Below are 13,524 nucleotides of genomic sequence, written 5' to 3'. Positions count from 1 at the left end.
CCCTGTTTTTGGCTGAATGGATTAAACCTCCATTACGCCATCCATCTCTACTAGCGAGCCTTTCGGTAGCTGACTTACACCGATAGCCGCACGAGCGGGATAAGGTTGCTCAAAATAGCGACCCATAATTTCGTTTACAGTGGCAAAGTTACTTAGGTCTGTCATGAAGATGTTGAGTTTAACAATATCACTTAATGAACCACCAGCAGCAGCACAAACCGCGGTTAGGTTTTCAAAAACCTGGACCACTTGTGCGTCAAATTCTTCACTGACCATTTGCATCGTTTCAGGGTTCAGTGGGATCTGACCTGATAAATAAACGGTGCTGCCTACTTTTACTGCTTGAGAATAGGTGCCGATAGCTTGTGGTGCTTTGTCGGTAGCAATGATGATTTTCTCTGCCATGATTATCCCTTTATCTGTATTAAGTAAACTAATGTTTAGGTTAAATGAGCTAGCGGTTACGCGACGTTCGCAGTACTTCAGGGAGCACCCTAATGCGGCGCATCACGTTGGCTAAATGAATACGATCTCTCACAGAAATACGCAGGTTGATGAGGAATACACGCCCATCTCGCTCTTCTGTGGTTAAATTATGAATATTGGAGCCTTCAGCTGCCACAATAGAAGTAATTTTAGCGAGTGCACCTTGGTGGTTTACTATCTCTACGCGCAAGTTTGCTTGATACTCAACACCCTCGGCACTATCCCACTGCACTGGAATATACTTATCTGGCTCACCTTGGTAGCCACGAATATTGGCGCAGCTTTCCATATGCACCACTAAGCCCTTACCTGGACTAACGTGGGCAATAACCGCATCCCCTGGGATCGGGCGACAGCAGTTAGCAAAGGTGACCAACATACCATCAGCGCCACGAATGGGCATGGTATAGGATTCTCTGTGCTCCTGCGTATCGACTTGATCGCCACGTAAACGTTGGGCAATAACAATACTCATCGCATTACCAAGGCCAATATCAGCGAGTAACTCGTCAAGCGTATCGTGCTTGGTATCATTAACGACTTTATCGATGTGCTCTTTAGACAAGTCATCTAGCTTGGTTTCGCCTAACGCATGGTTTAATAAGCGCTTGCCGAGCAAGATAGCATCTTCTCCTTTGAGACTCCTAAGCAACTGACGGATCTTAGAACGCGCTTTACCGGTCACTACAAAGTTGAGCCAAGCAGCATTGGGACGTGCGCCCTTAGCGGTAATAATCTCAACGGTTTGACCTGAAATAAGTGCTTGGCTTAATGGATACGCTTGACGATTAACTCGAGCGCCGACACAGGTGTTACCTACATCGGTATGCACTTCATAAGCAAAATCGACCGCTGTAGCGCCATCTGGTAGCTCTAAAATACGACCTTCAGGGGTGAAGACGTAGATCTCTTCTGGGAATAACTCGGTTTTAAAGTTCTCCACAAACTCAAAAGAGGTGCTGGCGCTTTGTTGCAATTCAAGTAGGCTCTGCATCCATTTGCGGGCACGCACTTGTGTCGTCGTGCCTTGCTCTTGTGAGCTACCTTTCTTGTATAACCAATGTGCCGCAACCCCTTTATCAGCCATTTGGTCCATATCTTCAGTCCTAATTTGGATCTCAACGGGTACGCCGTGAGGACCAAAGAGTGAAGTGTGTAATGATTGATAGCCATTGGCTTTAGGGATAGCGATATAATCTTTGAATCGACCTGGACGCGGCTTATAAAGGCCATGCATGGCGCCCATTACGCGGTAGCAGGTGTCGATTGAGTCGACGATGACTCTGAAGGCATAGATATCCATGACCTCTTGGAACTGCAGTTCTTTATTACGCATCTTGTTATAGATGGAATAGAGGTTCTTTTCACGACCTTTGACAGTGCCTTCAAGGCCAGTGTCATCTAATCGTGTCGCAACGGCAGCTTCGATACTTTGAATAAGCTCTTTACGATTGCCTCGTGCGGCTTTCACCACTTCTCTCAATACACGATAACGCATCGGATAATAGGCTTGAAAACCTAATTCCTCTAACTCGCACTTAATATTATGAATACCAAGACGGTTGGCGATAGGGGCATAAATTTCGAGAGTTTCACGGGCGATACGACGGCGCTTATCGGGCCGCAGTGCACCTAAAGTGCGCATGTTGTGTGTTCTATCGGCAAGCTTGATTAAGATGACCCGTATATCTTGAGTCATAGCCATCATCATTTTACGGAAGTTTTCAGCTTGAGCTTCTTTCTTGTCGCGAAATTTTAGCTTATCGAGCTTAGATACACCTTCAACCAATTCGGCAATAGACTCACTGAATTTTTCAGCCAGTTCCTCTTTGGTAACAGGGGTGTCTTCGATAGTGTCGTGCAGAAGTGCGGCCATAAGCGTCTCATGATCGAGACGCATATCGGCCAGGATGCGGGCAACCGCAACCGGATGGGTAATATAAGGTTCGCCACTCGTGCGCATTTGACCTTCATGGGCATCGCGCGCCACCTGATAGGCCTGCTTGAGTAATGCTACCTGCTCAGGTTCTAAATAACCTGAAGCTGACTCTTTGAGACCTTCAAACAGATACAAGTGGCTCTACTCCTTATATAGCGTTACGGCCTTCAGCGATGGCAGCAACAGCAGCAATTTCAGCTGCTTCACGTTCACGAACTGTTTGGCGCTCATCAGCATCCAAAGTCGCAGCGGTGACTAAACCTAGCTCGATTTCGCGCAAGGCGATAACCGTTGGCTTGTCGTTCTCTTCGTCAACCATAGGATCTTTACCCTGTACGGCGATTTGGCGAGCACGACGCGCAGCAATCAGAATCATATCAAAACGGTTGCCGATTTTATTTACGGCATCTTCTACAGTTACGCGAGCCATGTGGGGAAACTCCAGTGGTTTATTGATTGGAAAAATGACGCAAAATTGTACATGAAGACAGTTAGCCTGCCAACAGATCTTTAATCATATCATTTTGGGTATGAATTTGGCTAGCACAGGTTAGTCTTTGGCTGCGAATGATCGCTAAAAGATCGGCCTGAGCCTTGTCGAAATCATCGTTCACTAAAATAAAGTCAAATGCATTGTAGTGTGACATCTCTGAAACAGCCTGTGCCATGCGGCCATCAATGACCTCTTGGCTATCTTGTCCGCGGCCTGTAAGGCGACGTTCTAGCTCGACTCTTGAGGGTGGAAGAATAAATATTCCAATCGATGTGGGCATCAATTTTTTAACTTGCTCGGCACCTTGCCAGTCAATATCGAGAAAAACGTCGATACCTTTAGCCAGTGTTTGCTCAATGGTCACACGTGAAGTGCCATAGTAGTTACCGAAGACTTCGGCCCATTCAAAAAAAGCATTGCCTTCGATTAACCCTTTAAACTCATCTTGATTTACAAAGTGATAATGCTGGCCATGTTCTTCACCTGGACGAGGTTGACGCGTGGTATGTGATACCGACACTTGCATATCAGCGGGCTGATCTTTTAACAGAGCTGATATGAGTGATGATTTACCTGCGCCACTTGGCGCTGAGACGATAAATAGGTTTCCGCGTGCAGTCATGATTTGCGTATCCGGTGCTTTAGCCCATTTGAGGGCAAGTGAAAAGATTTAGCGCGACATTATACAGTCTAGGGCGATATTTGCGCTAGTCATGACAGTTTGGCCTGATAATATTTTATTCTAGCGGCACTTTTCGGACTAATTTTGCTGTATCCGCCTAAAACACTGACATCTTCAGGCAAATTGGGTAGGCTATTTCTTTAGGTTTGAACATAAGAACCAGCTTGATTTGTAGTTAAGCGGATAGCGATCCGTTTATTAGTCAGATTCTATTGAGAAGGTAGGTATATCAAGGTATGCAGTTTACGACGCTTTTTTGTTTAGTCGGTCGCGACAACGGCCAACGGTTCGCCAGTATCAGTGGCTTGGTTTTCTTTGTTTTGTTGTTGGCAGCAGTGGTGTCGGACTCTGCATCGATCCTGTATATCGTCGGCCTGCTACTGGCGCCAATATTGGCATTAACCAGTCTTAGGCGATTGCGTGATAGTGGTAAATCATCAAAACTGGCGGCACTGACGCTGGCACCATGGGTGTTGATTATGCTGACACTAGCGCATATCGACAGCGTGATGTTGCTGATCACTCTTATGCTCTTTGCTGGATTGGCGATTGGTTATGTGGCTATGTTGCCCGCAATCTCAGTCAGTCATTACAAGCAGGGCTATTCGGGGCCGATAGACATTAGCGCCAATGTAACGGTAAATAATGCTCGAGTACGAGTCGAACCTACATTAAGCGACGCTAAGTCTGACGTTGACGCGCACTCAGCGGCTTTTGTTGACCCAACCGCAGGTATCAAAGAGTGCAGCACTGCATCCTCTAATGAAAATGAATCGGATACACTAACATCGCGCAGATCTAATAAGAGCAGTGCGAGTTTGATGCAGCTACAGCATTGGTTACTGGAGCATAAAAAGGTCGCGTTTTCTGCTGTCGCTTCATTAATGCTGGTGATGCTATTACTTAGCGTTTGGTCAATGATCCCAAGCGATGATGTGAGTGCCGCAGAGCAAGATATTGCTGAGGCGGGAAGCATCGCTAGTAAACCTGTCATCGCGCGTGAAATTACCACACTACCAGATGGGTTTAGCTTGGTGCTTGAAGATGATGTGTTAATCGTAAGGTGGCTTGGTGAAACTGGCTCGCCGACAAAATTATGGTCGCTTGCCACTGCCAAAGGGGATAGAGCATGTTCAGCGCTGACGTTTAATAACGGCACTGAATATCGCACCGTTGCGGTCGATCTATTGGCTGATACCGGTACAGAAGCCCGCTTTTCCCCCCTCGACACTAAAGCGATTATTGTGGATATGGCACGCCGAGGCAATGTGAGTTTGTGTGGCTATAACTTTAGTTTGAAAGGCAGCCAAGCAGCCATTGGAAAAGTGGCCGCATTCTCTACCTATTTATAAGCTGCTGTATCAGTATGATGTAATAGTGGAAATTAGCGGGGAGAGTCATTAAACTGCTTCGCCTTAACTTTATATGCTACGTCGTGTGGTTATAGCGATGATTAGAGCGCTTGATAGGTAACACAATGCCAGATTTAACCTTGGTTATTCTTGCCGCCGGTTTAGGCACCCGTTTTGGTGGTGATAAACAGCTTGCGGCACTCGGTCCCAATGGCGAGACCATGCTGGAGTTATCACTGCAAAGCGCGCATCGAGCCGGCTTTACAAAAGCAGTGTTAGTGATTCGGCCGGAACTTGCCGACACTTTAGATATGCTATTAGAGAATAAGTTACCCAGTGATTTTGTTTGTGACTACTGCATACAGTCACTTGATGACCTACCTGTATCCGCGGTGCAATATGCGGATGTAGCATCGCGTAAAAAACCTTGGGGAACAGCACATGCCCTCTGGAGTGCAAGAAAGCTGGTATTGGGACCAATGGCGGTTATTAATGCTGATGACTTTTATGGCGATAGTGCATTTATCTTGTTGGCTCAAGGGCTACTCAAAAACACTGACGATTGGATGATGGTTGCCTATCCGATTAACTTAACCTTGTCAGATAATGGCGGTGTTAATCGTGGTTTATGCGCAGTGGAAAATGGCAAACTAGTCGATGTTGCAGAATGGCTAGACATTCAATCGCATTCAAATGGATTGGTTGGCACTCTTGCTGGTAAGCGGGAAAATATTGCAGACAATGCGTTGGTATCGATGACATGTTGGGGCTTTAAACCCGATATTTTTGATGTTATTGAAACGCAGTTAAGCCGCTTTTTCATTGAACATGGCCAGCTCGCTAAAAGTGAGTGCTACTTGCCGAGTGTAGTGCAAGCGAGATTGCAAGAAAGTGCTAATAGTCATACCGATACTCGGAGTGTTTATGTCAGTGTGGCACAGGAATCTTGGTATGGGGTCACTTACCCAGAAGATGCCGAGTGGGTTAAACAGAAATTATTGGAAAAATTAGCGGCATCTTAAACAGAGCGGCTAATTCATAATGAGTTTGCACGAAAAACCTGCATGATAAACAGGTAGAAGCAACGATATTGACAGAGAACTGGAGAGTTGGGTGATTGATTTTATAAGACAAAACGTTTTGTCGCATTTTGGTGAAAAGATGGACAATGCCAAGGTGTCCCCATTGGGGAATGGCCATATAAACCATACTTTTCTGGTACGCTGGCCAGCAGGTGAGATGGTGTTGCAAAAAATCAATACACAAGTGTTTACTACGCCAGATGCCTTGGTGAATAACGCAGACCGGATCAGTCGACATTTAGCGGCCAAAAAACAAGCAAAACAATACCAGTTACAAGTTGTCTCTCCGGAGTTAACGCAAGAGGGCGCCTTGTCGATTGATCTCGGTGAACATGGATATTGGCGGGCGATGAATTACTTGCCTCACAGCCACAGTGTTGATGTTGTTAGTACTGAATCTCACGCTGAAATAGCGGCTCAAGCCTTTGGTCACTTCTCTGGTGCTTTAAGCGATCTCGATGCGGAGTTGCTTGAAGATGTTATTCCCAATTTTCACCATCTTCCTGGACGCATCGAGCTGCTGTCGAAAGCTGTCGCGCAAGATACTAAGGCACGCTTAGGTGAGTGTCAGCAATGGGTTGATTTCGTTATGGCGCAAACAGAGTTGCTGCAGGAACTCGCGCAAGTGGAAGCTACGTTGCCGCAGCGCATTTGCCATAACGACACCAAAATTAATAACATGTTGTTTGATAAGCGCGACATGAGTAGTTTGGCCATTATTGACCTTGATACCTGCATGAAAGGTTATTTAATGTATGACTTTGGCGATATGGTGCGGACTTTTTGCAGCCCTGAAGAGGAAGATTCAACGGCGCTTGATAACGTGCAGGTGCGCGAGTCTATTTTCGCTGCCATTTGTAAAGGTTATCTGGGCGAGCTTGCGCCGATATTGTCTGATGTAGAGCGACAAAGTTTGTGGCTAGGTGCGAGGGTGATCTGTTTAATGATCGGGGTTAGGTTTTTAACCGACCATCTCAATGGCGACGTGTATTTTCATATTCATCATGAGGGTCACAATCTTGAGCGCGCGGCTAATCAATTTACTTTGTATCAAAGTTTATTGAGCCAACAAGATACTCTTAGCGCTTATTTGAAATAAGTGATTAATTTCTAACTCACTGAATAAATGGGATTATAATCGATCTATTTGGCCAGCGATAAAGTCATTGAGGGTTAACCTAGGTGGCTTACCTATCGACTTATATGGACTCAATTTATCTATCTGATCCACTTCACAATAAAAGTCATGCCTAAGGGATGGCTTTATCTATTTTCAAACATATCCACTTGCTAATCCTTTGGCTGTAACCAAGCATCTCTCATCGTTTCCTCTTCGGCTAGAAAGCTTACCGTCTTCAATAAAGTCTGATGCGCAATAGCATATTATTGGAAATAGTCGGCAGACTGTCAGGCCTTCATTTCTAATACCAGTTGCATTAAAAGTTTGAGGCGCTCTGAATTGATCAAATACCTAGTGCAATGGGTATAATGCACGTTGTGATTGGTACGTGCCAATGATGATTTACCGCGAATAAGAGAGCCCCATAAAACTGAGGCGATATACACTCTTCGTTGATGTGAATCTTAGCGACTAACGATATAAGCGTGTCGTTATTGGAACTAGGTTTAATTTTTGGATCAGTCCCTCTAAATAGGCTTGAGTCAGCAATGCTATGCCGCGATAGAAGTCGGTTCTGGCATGCTCAGTCATAAGTTCCAGGCAACGACCGGACCAGGGGAGTAAGTGTTGCTGAAGCAGGATCATGCAGCTGCGCTCCAGTGGTTCGCTATCTTCTGTTTGTGCCCATTGGCTAAGCATCTGATCCAAGACGGCGAAAAACAGGCCGATATGATCCACCGGTTGATTGCTATCGAGCTCGAAGCTGATCCCTTGCTCTTGATAAAAAGCCATCAGTGCCATAGTCGACTTGTCATTGAGGAGTTGCCTCTCACTCAAGTAGACCGATCCCCAAGGTACGGCATTGGGTTCACCCGGACCATAGAAGAGTTGTGCATAATCCAATTTTAAGGCTTGTTGTTTATCTACAGTCCATTGACCGAGATAGTTGGATAGTAACTCTCGACCACTCTTTTCTTCGGCAGATGACGTACACTCAGGCCAGCTTTGGGCCACACAATGCCCAATAAAACCCTGGATCAATTCAGGTGTCGGATCGTTAAATAAGACATTGTGAAGAATGCGCGCAATGCCTTGATATTCTAAGATCTCATTTTCAGTAAGGGATGACATACTAACCTCATTTGTTGCACTAAAATTTGTCGGGACTAATTGCAAGAACCAGCAAAAAAGATGCCATTCAAAATGAATGGCATCAAGCGGGGGTTAAACTTCTGAGTTGTTTAATACTTTCCCATCGGTGCTGCTACTAGGGCGAGCGTGGCGGTTAGGTTTCATCAACAAGTTTGGTGAGGTTACGCTGCTATTTGGCATAGGCGCAAAGTTAGGTTGAACTGCACCTGGGTATTTAGCCTTAAGTTCATCCATGGTACCAAAATCAATAGCACGCATTGGGCAAGACTCGACACATGAAGGTTGTTTACCCTCGGCCAGACGCTCAAAACAACCATCACATTTGGTCATTACCTTACGATCTTTGTCTATTTGTGGTGCATCGTATGGACAGGCTCTTGCGCAGCTTTCACAACCGATACACAGATCCGCAGCCACATGAACTAAACCATCTTCGCGGCGCTTGTGCATCGCGCCAGTCGGACAAGCCTTAACACACACAGGCTCAGAGCAGTGGTTACAACCTAAAGAGGTGTAATAAGCGAAAACATCTTGGTTGATACTACCGTCAGCATTCTCTGTCCAAGTACCACCGCCATATTCATACACACGACGCCAGTTGATACCTACAGGAAGATCTTTGCGATCTTTGCAGGCGATTTGGCAGGTTTTACAACCAGTACATTTACTTGCATCGACATAAAAGCCGTATTGAACATTATTACTCATTGTAAGCTCCTATTAGGCTTTACGGATTTCAACTAGGTTAGTGTGTTGTGGGTTACCCTTGGTGATAGGGGTCGTTCTATGCGTGGTTAACACATTTAAACAACCACCTTTATCAACGCTGCCACCTGGTTGGAACCATGCGCCTTGACCTAAAGCTGTTACGCCGATCATGATTCTTGGAGTGACTTTAACTTCAACTTCAATGGTGCCACGGTCATTAAATATGTGGACTTTATCTCCGGTTGCTAGCCCGCGAGATTGAGCATCAATCGGGTTCATCCAAACAGCATCTTGTACTGCTTCACGCAGCCAAGGCACGTTGTGGAAACTGGAGTGAGCACGGCCTTTGGTGTGATAGCCCGTTAGCTGTAGCGGATATTTCGCCTTCATGGCGGTATCTTCGAAGCCTTCCCAAGTCGGTACATACTTAGGTAATGCTGAAATCACATCGCCTGGCTTAAGTTTCCAGGTTTTGGCTTTTTCAGCTAACTGAGAAGAGTAGATCTCAATCTTACCCGATGGTGTGCCAAGCTTATTATTTACCGGATCTTTACGGAAGTCTTCCAGGACAATATAGCTACCGTCTGGCAGATATTTACGATGGATACCTTGCTTGAGCATCACCTCTTTTACAGGCAGATCTGGCGTAGCAGCTTTGGCTGTAGCATAGAAGCCATCTAACCAATCTTTACGAGTTTTACCTTCGGTGAATTCAGCTTCGACACCCATACGCTTAGCAAGGTCGACACAGATTTCATAGATAGGACGAGATTCGAACATAGGGTCAACGCTCGTGCTCATCTGGATAAGTGTAGCGGTATCACCAGCGGCATAACTTTGGTTGACTAAATCTTCTGACTCTAACCAAGATACGTCAGGTAGCAAGATATCTGCGTACTTAGCGCTTGGTGTCATCCAGTTATCAACGACTAGAATGAATTCACACTTAGATTCATCGCCAACAATTTTAGCTGTTTTATTGACATCAGAGTGTTGGTTGATTAATGCATTACCGCCATAGTTGATAATGGCTTTAATGTCATGACCTAGCTTACCATCGCCGTTTGCATCAAGCAGTTCTTTAGGTAGTGCGACACCATCGCTCAAAACGGTCATATTCTTGCCGTCTTCAACGGCTTGGGTCCATGTAAAGAAAGAAATACCTTTCGTTACAGGGTTGCTTCCAGCTGGCATAGAAGGGGCAGTCATTGAAGACCCTTTACATAAACCACCACAGTTAGTGCCCGGCAGACCAAGCTGGCCTAAAAGAATCGGCAGCATGTAGCCTGCGCGAGTGTTATTTTCACCTGCAGCTTGACGGTTTAGTGAGGCTGCAATTTGGATAAATGGCGCTTTAGCCGCCGCCAGTTCTCTTGCTAACTCAATGATGACATCTTCGGCAATACCTGTGATCTTGGCAGCCCAAGCAGGAGTTTTAGCATTCACGCCCGGAGTTGAGTCACCAGCCGTTTTGTTATCTAAAATATAAGATTTGTAGCTTTCTTCATATCCTACGCCAGCTGGCATAGTCTTCTCATCGTAGCCAACACAGTATTTATCAAGGAAAGCTTGATTCACGGTATTAGTGGTTATCCACTCGTAAGCTAAGGCTTCGAACAATGCCGCATCTGTACCTGGACGAATCGCTAGCCATTGATCTTCTTTACCGACAGCCGAATCGGTATAGCGTGGATCGATGATGATAGTCTTAAATTTCTTGCTTTGCTTCAGTGATAAGAAGTCGTAAGCCTCACCTGAACCACTCATGCGGATCTCAGATGGGTTATAACCAACCATTAGCACAAGATCTGAGTTCTTCATTTCAGAAACAGAGCTGCCTTGCCAACCTGGACCAGCAGAACCGTATGTTTTTCCTGCTGCTTCATAGATTTGCGACCAGCTATAATCGCCATTAGAGTTCAGGAAACCGCCTTTAAGGTTCATTAAACGCTTAAGACAGCCGGTACCTGAAAAGTGATAACGTGCACCTGAATCATAGGTAAAGTGTACTGACTCGTTGCCATACTGATCGATAGTATCTTGCAGCTTTTCAGCAACAATATCTAAAGCCTCATCCCAAGTGATACGCTCAAACTGTCCTGCACCACGAGGGCCTACACGTTTCATTGGGTACTTTAATCTGTCGGGAGCATAAACACGCTTACGTAGTGAGCGGCCACGAGGGCATGCACGTACATCATGATCGCCATACTTATCACTAACCGTAAAGTTTGACTCCACTCGGGTAATGACACCCTCTGTAGAGTACACGCGAACTGGGCAGTTAGAACCACAGTTAACCAAACAAGCCGACCAGTTCATCTTCTCAACAGCCGTTGTCGGTGTAGTTGGTGCGACGACTTCAGCATCACTTGAGCTAGAGTTACAACCTGTAACTGTCGCTGCACAGCCCATTGCGGCACTCATTTTTAAGAAACTTCTGCGTTCCATTATCTTTTCCTCATTGCAGTTATGATTAGCACTGTTTGCATTAGCGCAGCTGGTAGCTAAACGACAACATCACTTGGTGCGCGTTATAGTTATGGTTCAGGTCACCTAAGGTGGTCAGTCCTGGAACTGTATTGACATCAATTTGCGCGTAATCGGTGTCGTAATAGCGCTCATACTGGTAAGCCAGTTTTAACGCCATCTCTTCGCTCAATGCGTAGTTCGCATGTAGCTTGAGACTGTGGTTGAAAGAGAAGTAATCCCCCTGTGGCGTGGTGACGTCATAGGTGACCAGCGTGTTGCTGGTGGAGTTAGCGAACAAGTAGTCGCCGCCCAGACTGAGCCTGTCTTCAAGCAGCCCGGTATAGGTGAAGCCAGCGCCCAGATTGATAAACTCATCTTCGATATCAGCGAACCAATCCGGGGTTGAGAAACTCTGGCTGCCAGCTTGATTAGATTCGATCCACTGCTGACCGGCAAAGGCATAGCCAGACAGGTGCTCATCGAGTTGCAGTCCAAGGTTGATGTCATAGCCGTAATCTTCAGATTCGGTCAGACCCAGTTGCGTCTCGTTATAATCATCTTTGGCGTAGCGGGCGGTCATATCCAGGCTGAGCCACGACGTTGGGGTGTGATTAAACTTGGCTTCGAAGGCGGTGCGCTCTCTGTCTGCCAGGTAGTATTTCCGCAGCAACGGATTCTGTTCAGATGAGGTCAGTTCGCTGGTTTGATATTCGCTGCCGCCACGGTTATCCAGACTGGCCTTGAATTTAAGCTTGAGGTTATCCAATGCGCGAACATTGAGTTTGGCCCATAGCACGTCGTCATTGGTCTGTTCGCGGTCACCATGGCTGCGCTCCATCTCTTTTCTGTCATAGCCGGCTTGCAGGCGATAGTCGCTGGTCAGACGGTAACTGGCATTAAGCTTGAGGCCACGGCGCTCAGTGTCTAAAGGTACATTCTGTTTAAAGGCTCCTGTGATGCCGTTCACTTCATATTGGGCGAACTCCCATACCGAGCCCTTGTTGTCGCGCTTGCTGTAATCGACACTGCCGCCGAGTCTGAATTTGTTGCTCATAAGTGAGGTGACAGACAGCTTGCCGTCTAAGGTATCTACTTCTCCGTCCCAGTTTTGCAGTGGGTTACCGGGCATCTGGATCAAATTATCGTCTTGGATCATCTTGCCCGATACCAGACGAGCACTCATGACGGTGCGGCTCAATTGGTATTGGCCAGACAAGCTAAGTTGATGGGCCTGATTGTCAGGAGCGGGTGCAAAAACGTCATACAGATAGGGGGGACTTAAGGCGCCAATATCGTTGTTATACTGACTGACGAAGTAATTCAGATCTGTAGTCCAATTATCGCCGGAGAGTGACAGGCCTGCGGTGAGGTTATCTGTGCTAGCATCGATAGGCAGACCGAAATTAACCGGACGTGGGGTGACGATACTGCTGCTCTGGTAACCCGTTTTTTGCTCGTGGTCATAGCGCACATAAGCCTGATAGAAATCGCGGCCATAACTCAGACCCAGGCCAGCTTTATTTCTCTGCAGGGAGAGCTCCTGGATCTGAGTATGCTCACTCGGTGTCAGCACGTCATCTTTGTACCATAACTGGCTGCGCGCATTGCCTGACTGATAACTCGTCAGTTGTTGATAATCTGCCACCAGTTCATAGTGACCTGATTTTCCCGCTTCAAGATGAGCGAAACCGTTATCTAGGCCTAACTGGTGTGCCTGGAATTTGGCCTTGTAGCCTGATTTATTTCGATAATTGAGGTCGGCATCCACACTGGCATTCGCGCCGTCTTTGTCAGTTCCGAACGCATTACCGGAGTGAATGTCATCACTGTCAATATAGGCGGCATTGACCCCGATGCTTCCGGTATAGCCTTCGACTTGAGGGCAGCGTTTACACTGAAAGACTTCCTGTCTAACTGTACTGGTATTGGCCTTGTTTACGCCAAAGTCAGCCGCCATTGCAGAGCCCGTTATCGCACCCGATATGGTGAGAAGTGATAACGTGATGAGGTTAAATTTGAATCTCATTTGAGTTACTCC

General features: G+C 46.4%; 11 protein-coding genes. 3 read left to right on the top strand and 8 right to left on the bottom strand.

All coding sequences use genetic code 11. The annotated features are described in order from the left end of the window. Positions 1-21: 21 nt before the first annotated feature. The 4 genes from CXF83_RS22055 to gmk form a co-directional block, all read right to left on the bottom strand. Positions 22-405 carry a RidA family protein gene (locus tag CXF83_RS22055; protein ID WP_101089477.1) on the bottom strand — a complete coding sequence of 128 codons (384 nt, stop codon included), beginning with the start codon at positions 403-405 and terminating at the stop codon, positions 22-24. Between the two features lie 49 nt (positions 406-454). Further along, the gene (spoT, locus tag CXF83_RS22050) at positions 455-2,560 is read right to left on the bottom strand and encodes a bifunctional GTP diphosphokinase/guanosine-3',5'-bis pyrophosphate 3'-pyrophosphohydrolase (protein ID WP_101089476.1); all 2,106 of its coding nucleotides are present in this window, start codon (positions 2,558-2,560) and stop codon (positions 455-457) included. Positions 2,561-2,573: 13 nt separating this feature from the next. Beyond that, positions 2,574-2,855 carry a DNA-directed RNA polymerase subunit omega gene (rpoZ, locus tag CXF83_RS22045; protein ID WP_101089475.1) on the bottom strand — a complete coding sequence of 94 codons (282 nt, stop codon included), beginning with the start codon at positions 2,853-2,855 and terminating at the stop codon, positions 2,574-2,576. Positions 2,856-2,916: 61 nt separating this feature from the next. Next, complete coding sequence (gene gmk, locus CXF83_RS22040; RefSeq protein WP_101089474.1) at positions 2,917-3,540, bottom strand: guanylate kinase; 624 nt, start codon at positions 3,538-3,540, stop codon at positions 2,917-2,919. A gap of 296 nt (positions 3,541-3,836) precedes the next feature. On the opposite strand from gmk, the gene CXF83_RS22035 reads away from it, so the two are divergent. The 3 genes from CXF83_RS22035 to CXF83_RS22025 all read left to right on the top strand — a co-directional run bounded on the left by CXF83_RS22035 (position 3,837) and on the right by CXF83_RS22025 (position 7,133). Continuing rightward, positions 3,837-4,952, top strand: coding sequence for a DUF805 domain-containing protein (locus CXF83_RS22035; RefSeq protein ID WP_101089473.1), 1,116 nt, complete (start codon positions 3,837-3,839; stop codon positions 4,950-4,952). Between the two features lie 125 nt (positions 4,953-5,077). Next, entirely contained in the window at positions 5,078-5,974 is an 897-nt protein-coding gene (locus CXF83_RS22030) for a nucleotidyltransferase family protein (RefSeq protein ID WP_101089472.1), read from the top strand. A 91-nt stretch (positions 5,975-6,065) separates the two neighbouring features. Then, a complete protein-coding gene (locus CXF83_RS22025; RefSeq protein WP_101089471.1) occupies positions 6,066-7,133 on the top strand; it encodes a phosphotransferase enzyme family protein in 1,068 nt (355 codons plus the stop codon). A 492-nt stretch (positions 7,134-7,625) separates the two neighbouring features. Here CXF83_RS22025 and CXF83_RS22020 read toward each other — a convergent pair whose 3' ends face one another. From CXF83_RS22020 to CXF83_RS22005, 4 genes are all read right to left on the bottom strand, one after another. After that, positions 7,626-8,285, bottom strand: a complete 660-nt coding sequence (locus tag CXF83_RS22020; protein ID WP_101089470.1) for a TorD/DmsD family molecular chaperone — start codon at positions 8,283-8,285, stop codon at positions 7,626-7,628. 93 nt (positions 8,286-8,378) lie between these two features. Then, entirely contained in the window at positions 8,379-9,014 is a 636-nt protein-coding gene (locus CXF83_RS22015; protein ID WP_101089469.1) for a DMSO/selenate family reductase complex B subunit, read from the bottom strand. Positions 9,015-9,026: 12 nt separating this feature from the next. Beyond that, on the bottom strand, positions 9,027-11,465 hold the full coding sequence (locus CXF83_RS22010; RefSeq protein ID WP_101089468.1) for a DMSO/selenate family reductase complex A subunit: 2,439 nt from the start codon (positions 11,463-11,465) through the stop codon (positions 9,027-9,029). Positions 11,466-11,505: 40 nt separating this feature from the next. Next, positions 11,506-13,512, bottom strand: coding sequence for an MtrB/PioB family decaheme-associated outer membrane protein (locus tag CXF83_RS22005; protein WP_101089467.1), 2,007 nt, complete (start codon positions 13,510-13,512; stop codon positions 11,506-11,508). Positions 13,513-13,524 lie beyond the last annotated feature (12 nt).

This window comes from Shewanella sp. Choline-02u-19 (assembly GCF_002836205.1).
Lineage (GTDB): Bacteria > Pseudomonadota > Gammaproteobacteria > Enterobacterales > Shewanellaceae > Shewanella.
The sequence above is the reverse complement of the archived record's forward strand: the minus strand, read 5'-3'. Positions and strand labels throughout refer to the sequence as shown.

Coding starts and splice junctions, on each gene's coding strand:
- rpoZ (WP_101089475.1), bottom strand. CDS start 2,855: ATGGCTCGCGTAACTGTAGAAGATGCCGTAAATAAAATCGGCAACCGT.
- gmk (WP_101089474.1), bottom strand. CDS start 3,540: ATGACTGCACGCGGAAACCTATTTATCGTCTCAGCGCCAAGTGGCGCA.
- CXF83_RS22005 (WP_101089467.1), bottom strand. CDS start 13,512: ATGAGATTCAAATTTAACCTCATCACGTTATCACTTCTCACCATATCG.
- CXF83_RS22010 (WP_101089468.1), bottom strand. CDS start 11,465: ATGGAACGCAGAAGTTTCTTAAAAATGAGTGCCGCAATGGGCTGTGCA.
- CXF83_RS22015 (WP_101089469.1), bottom strand. CDS start 9,014: ATGAGTAATAATGTTCAATACGGCTTTTATGTCGATGCAAGTAAATGT.
- CXF83_RS22020 (WP_101089470.1), bottom strand. CDS start 8,285: ATGTCATCCCTTACTGAAAATGAGATCTTAGAATATCAAGGCATTGCG.
- CXF83_RS22055 (WP_101089477.1), bottom strand. CDS start 405: ATGGCAGAGAAAATCATCATTGCTACCGACAAAGCACCACAAGCTATC.
- CXF83_RS22035 (WP_101089473.1), top strand. CDS start 3,837: ATGCAGTTTACGACGCTTTTTTGTTTAGTCGGTCGCGACAACGGCCAA.
- CXF83_RS22030 (WP_101089472.1), top strand. CDS start 5,078: ATGCCAGATTTAACCTTGGTTATTCTTGCCGCCGGTTTAGGCACCCGT.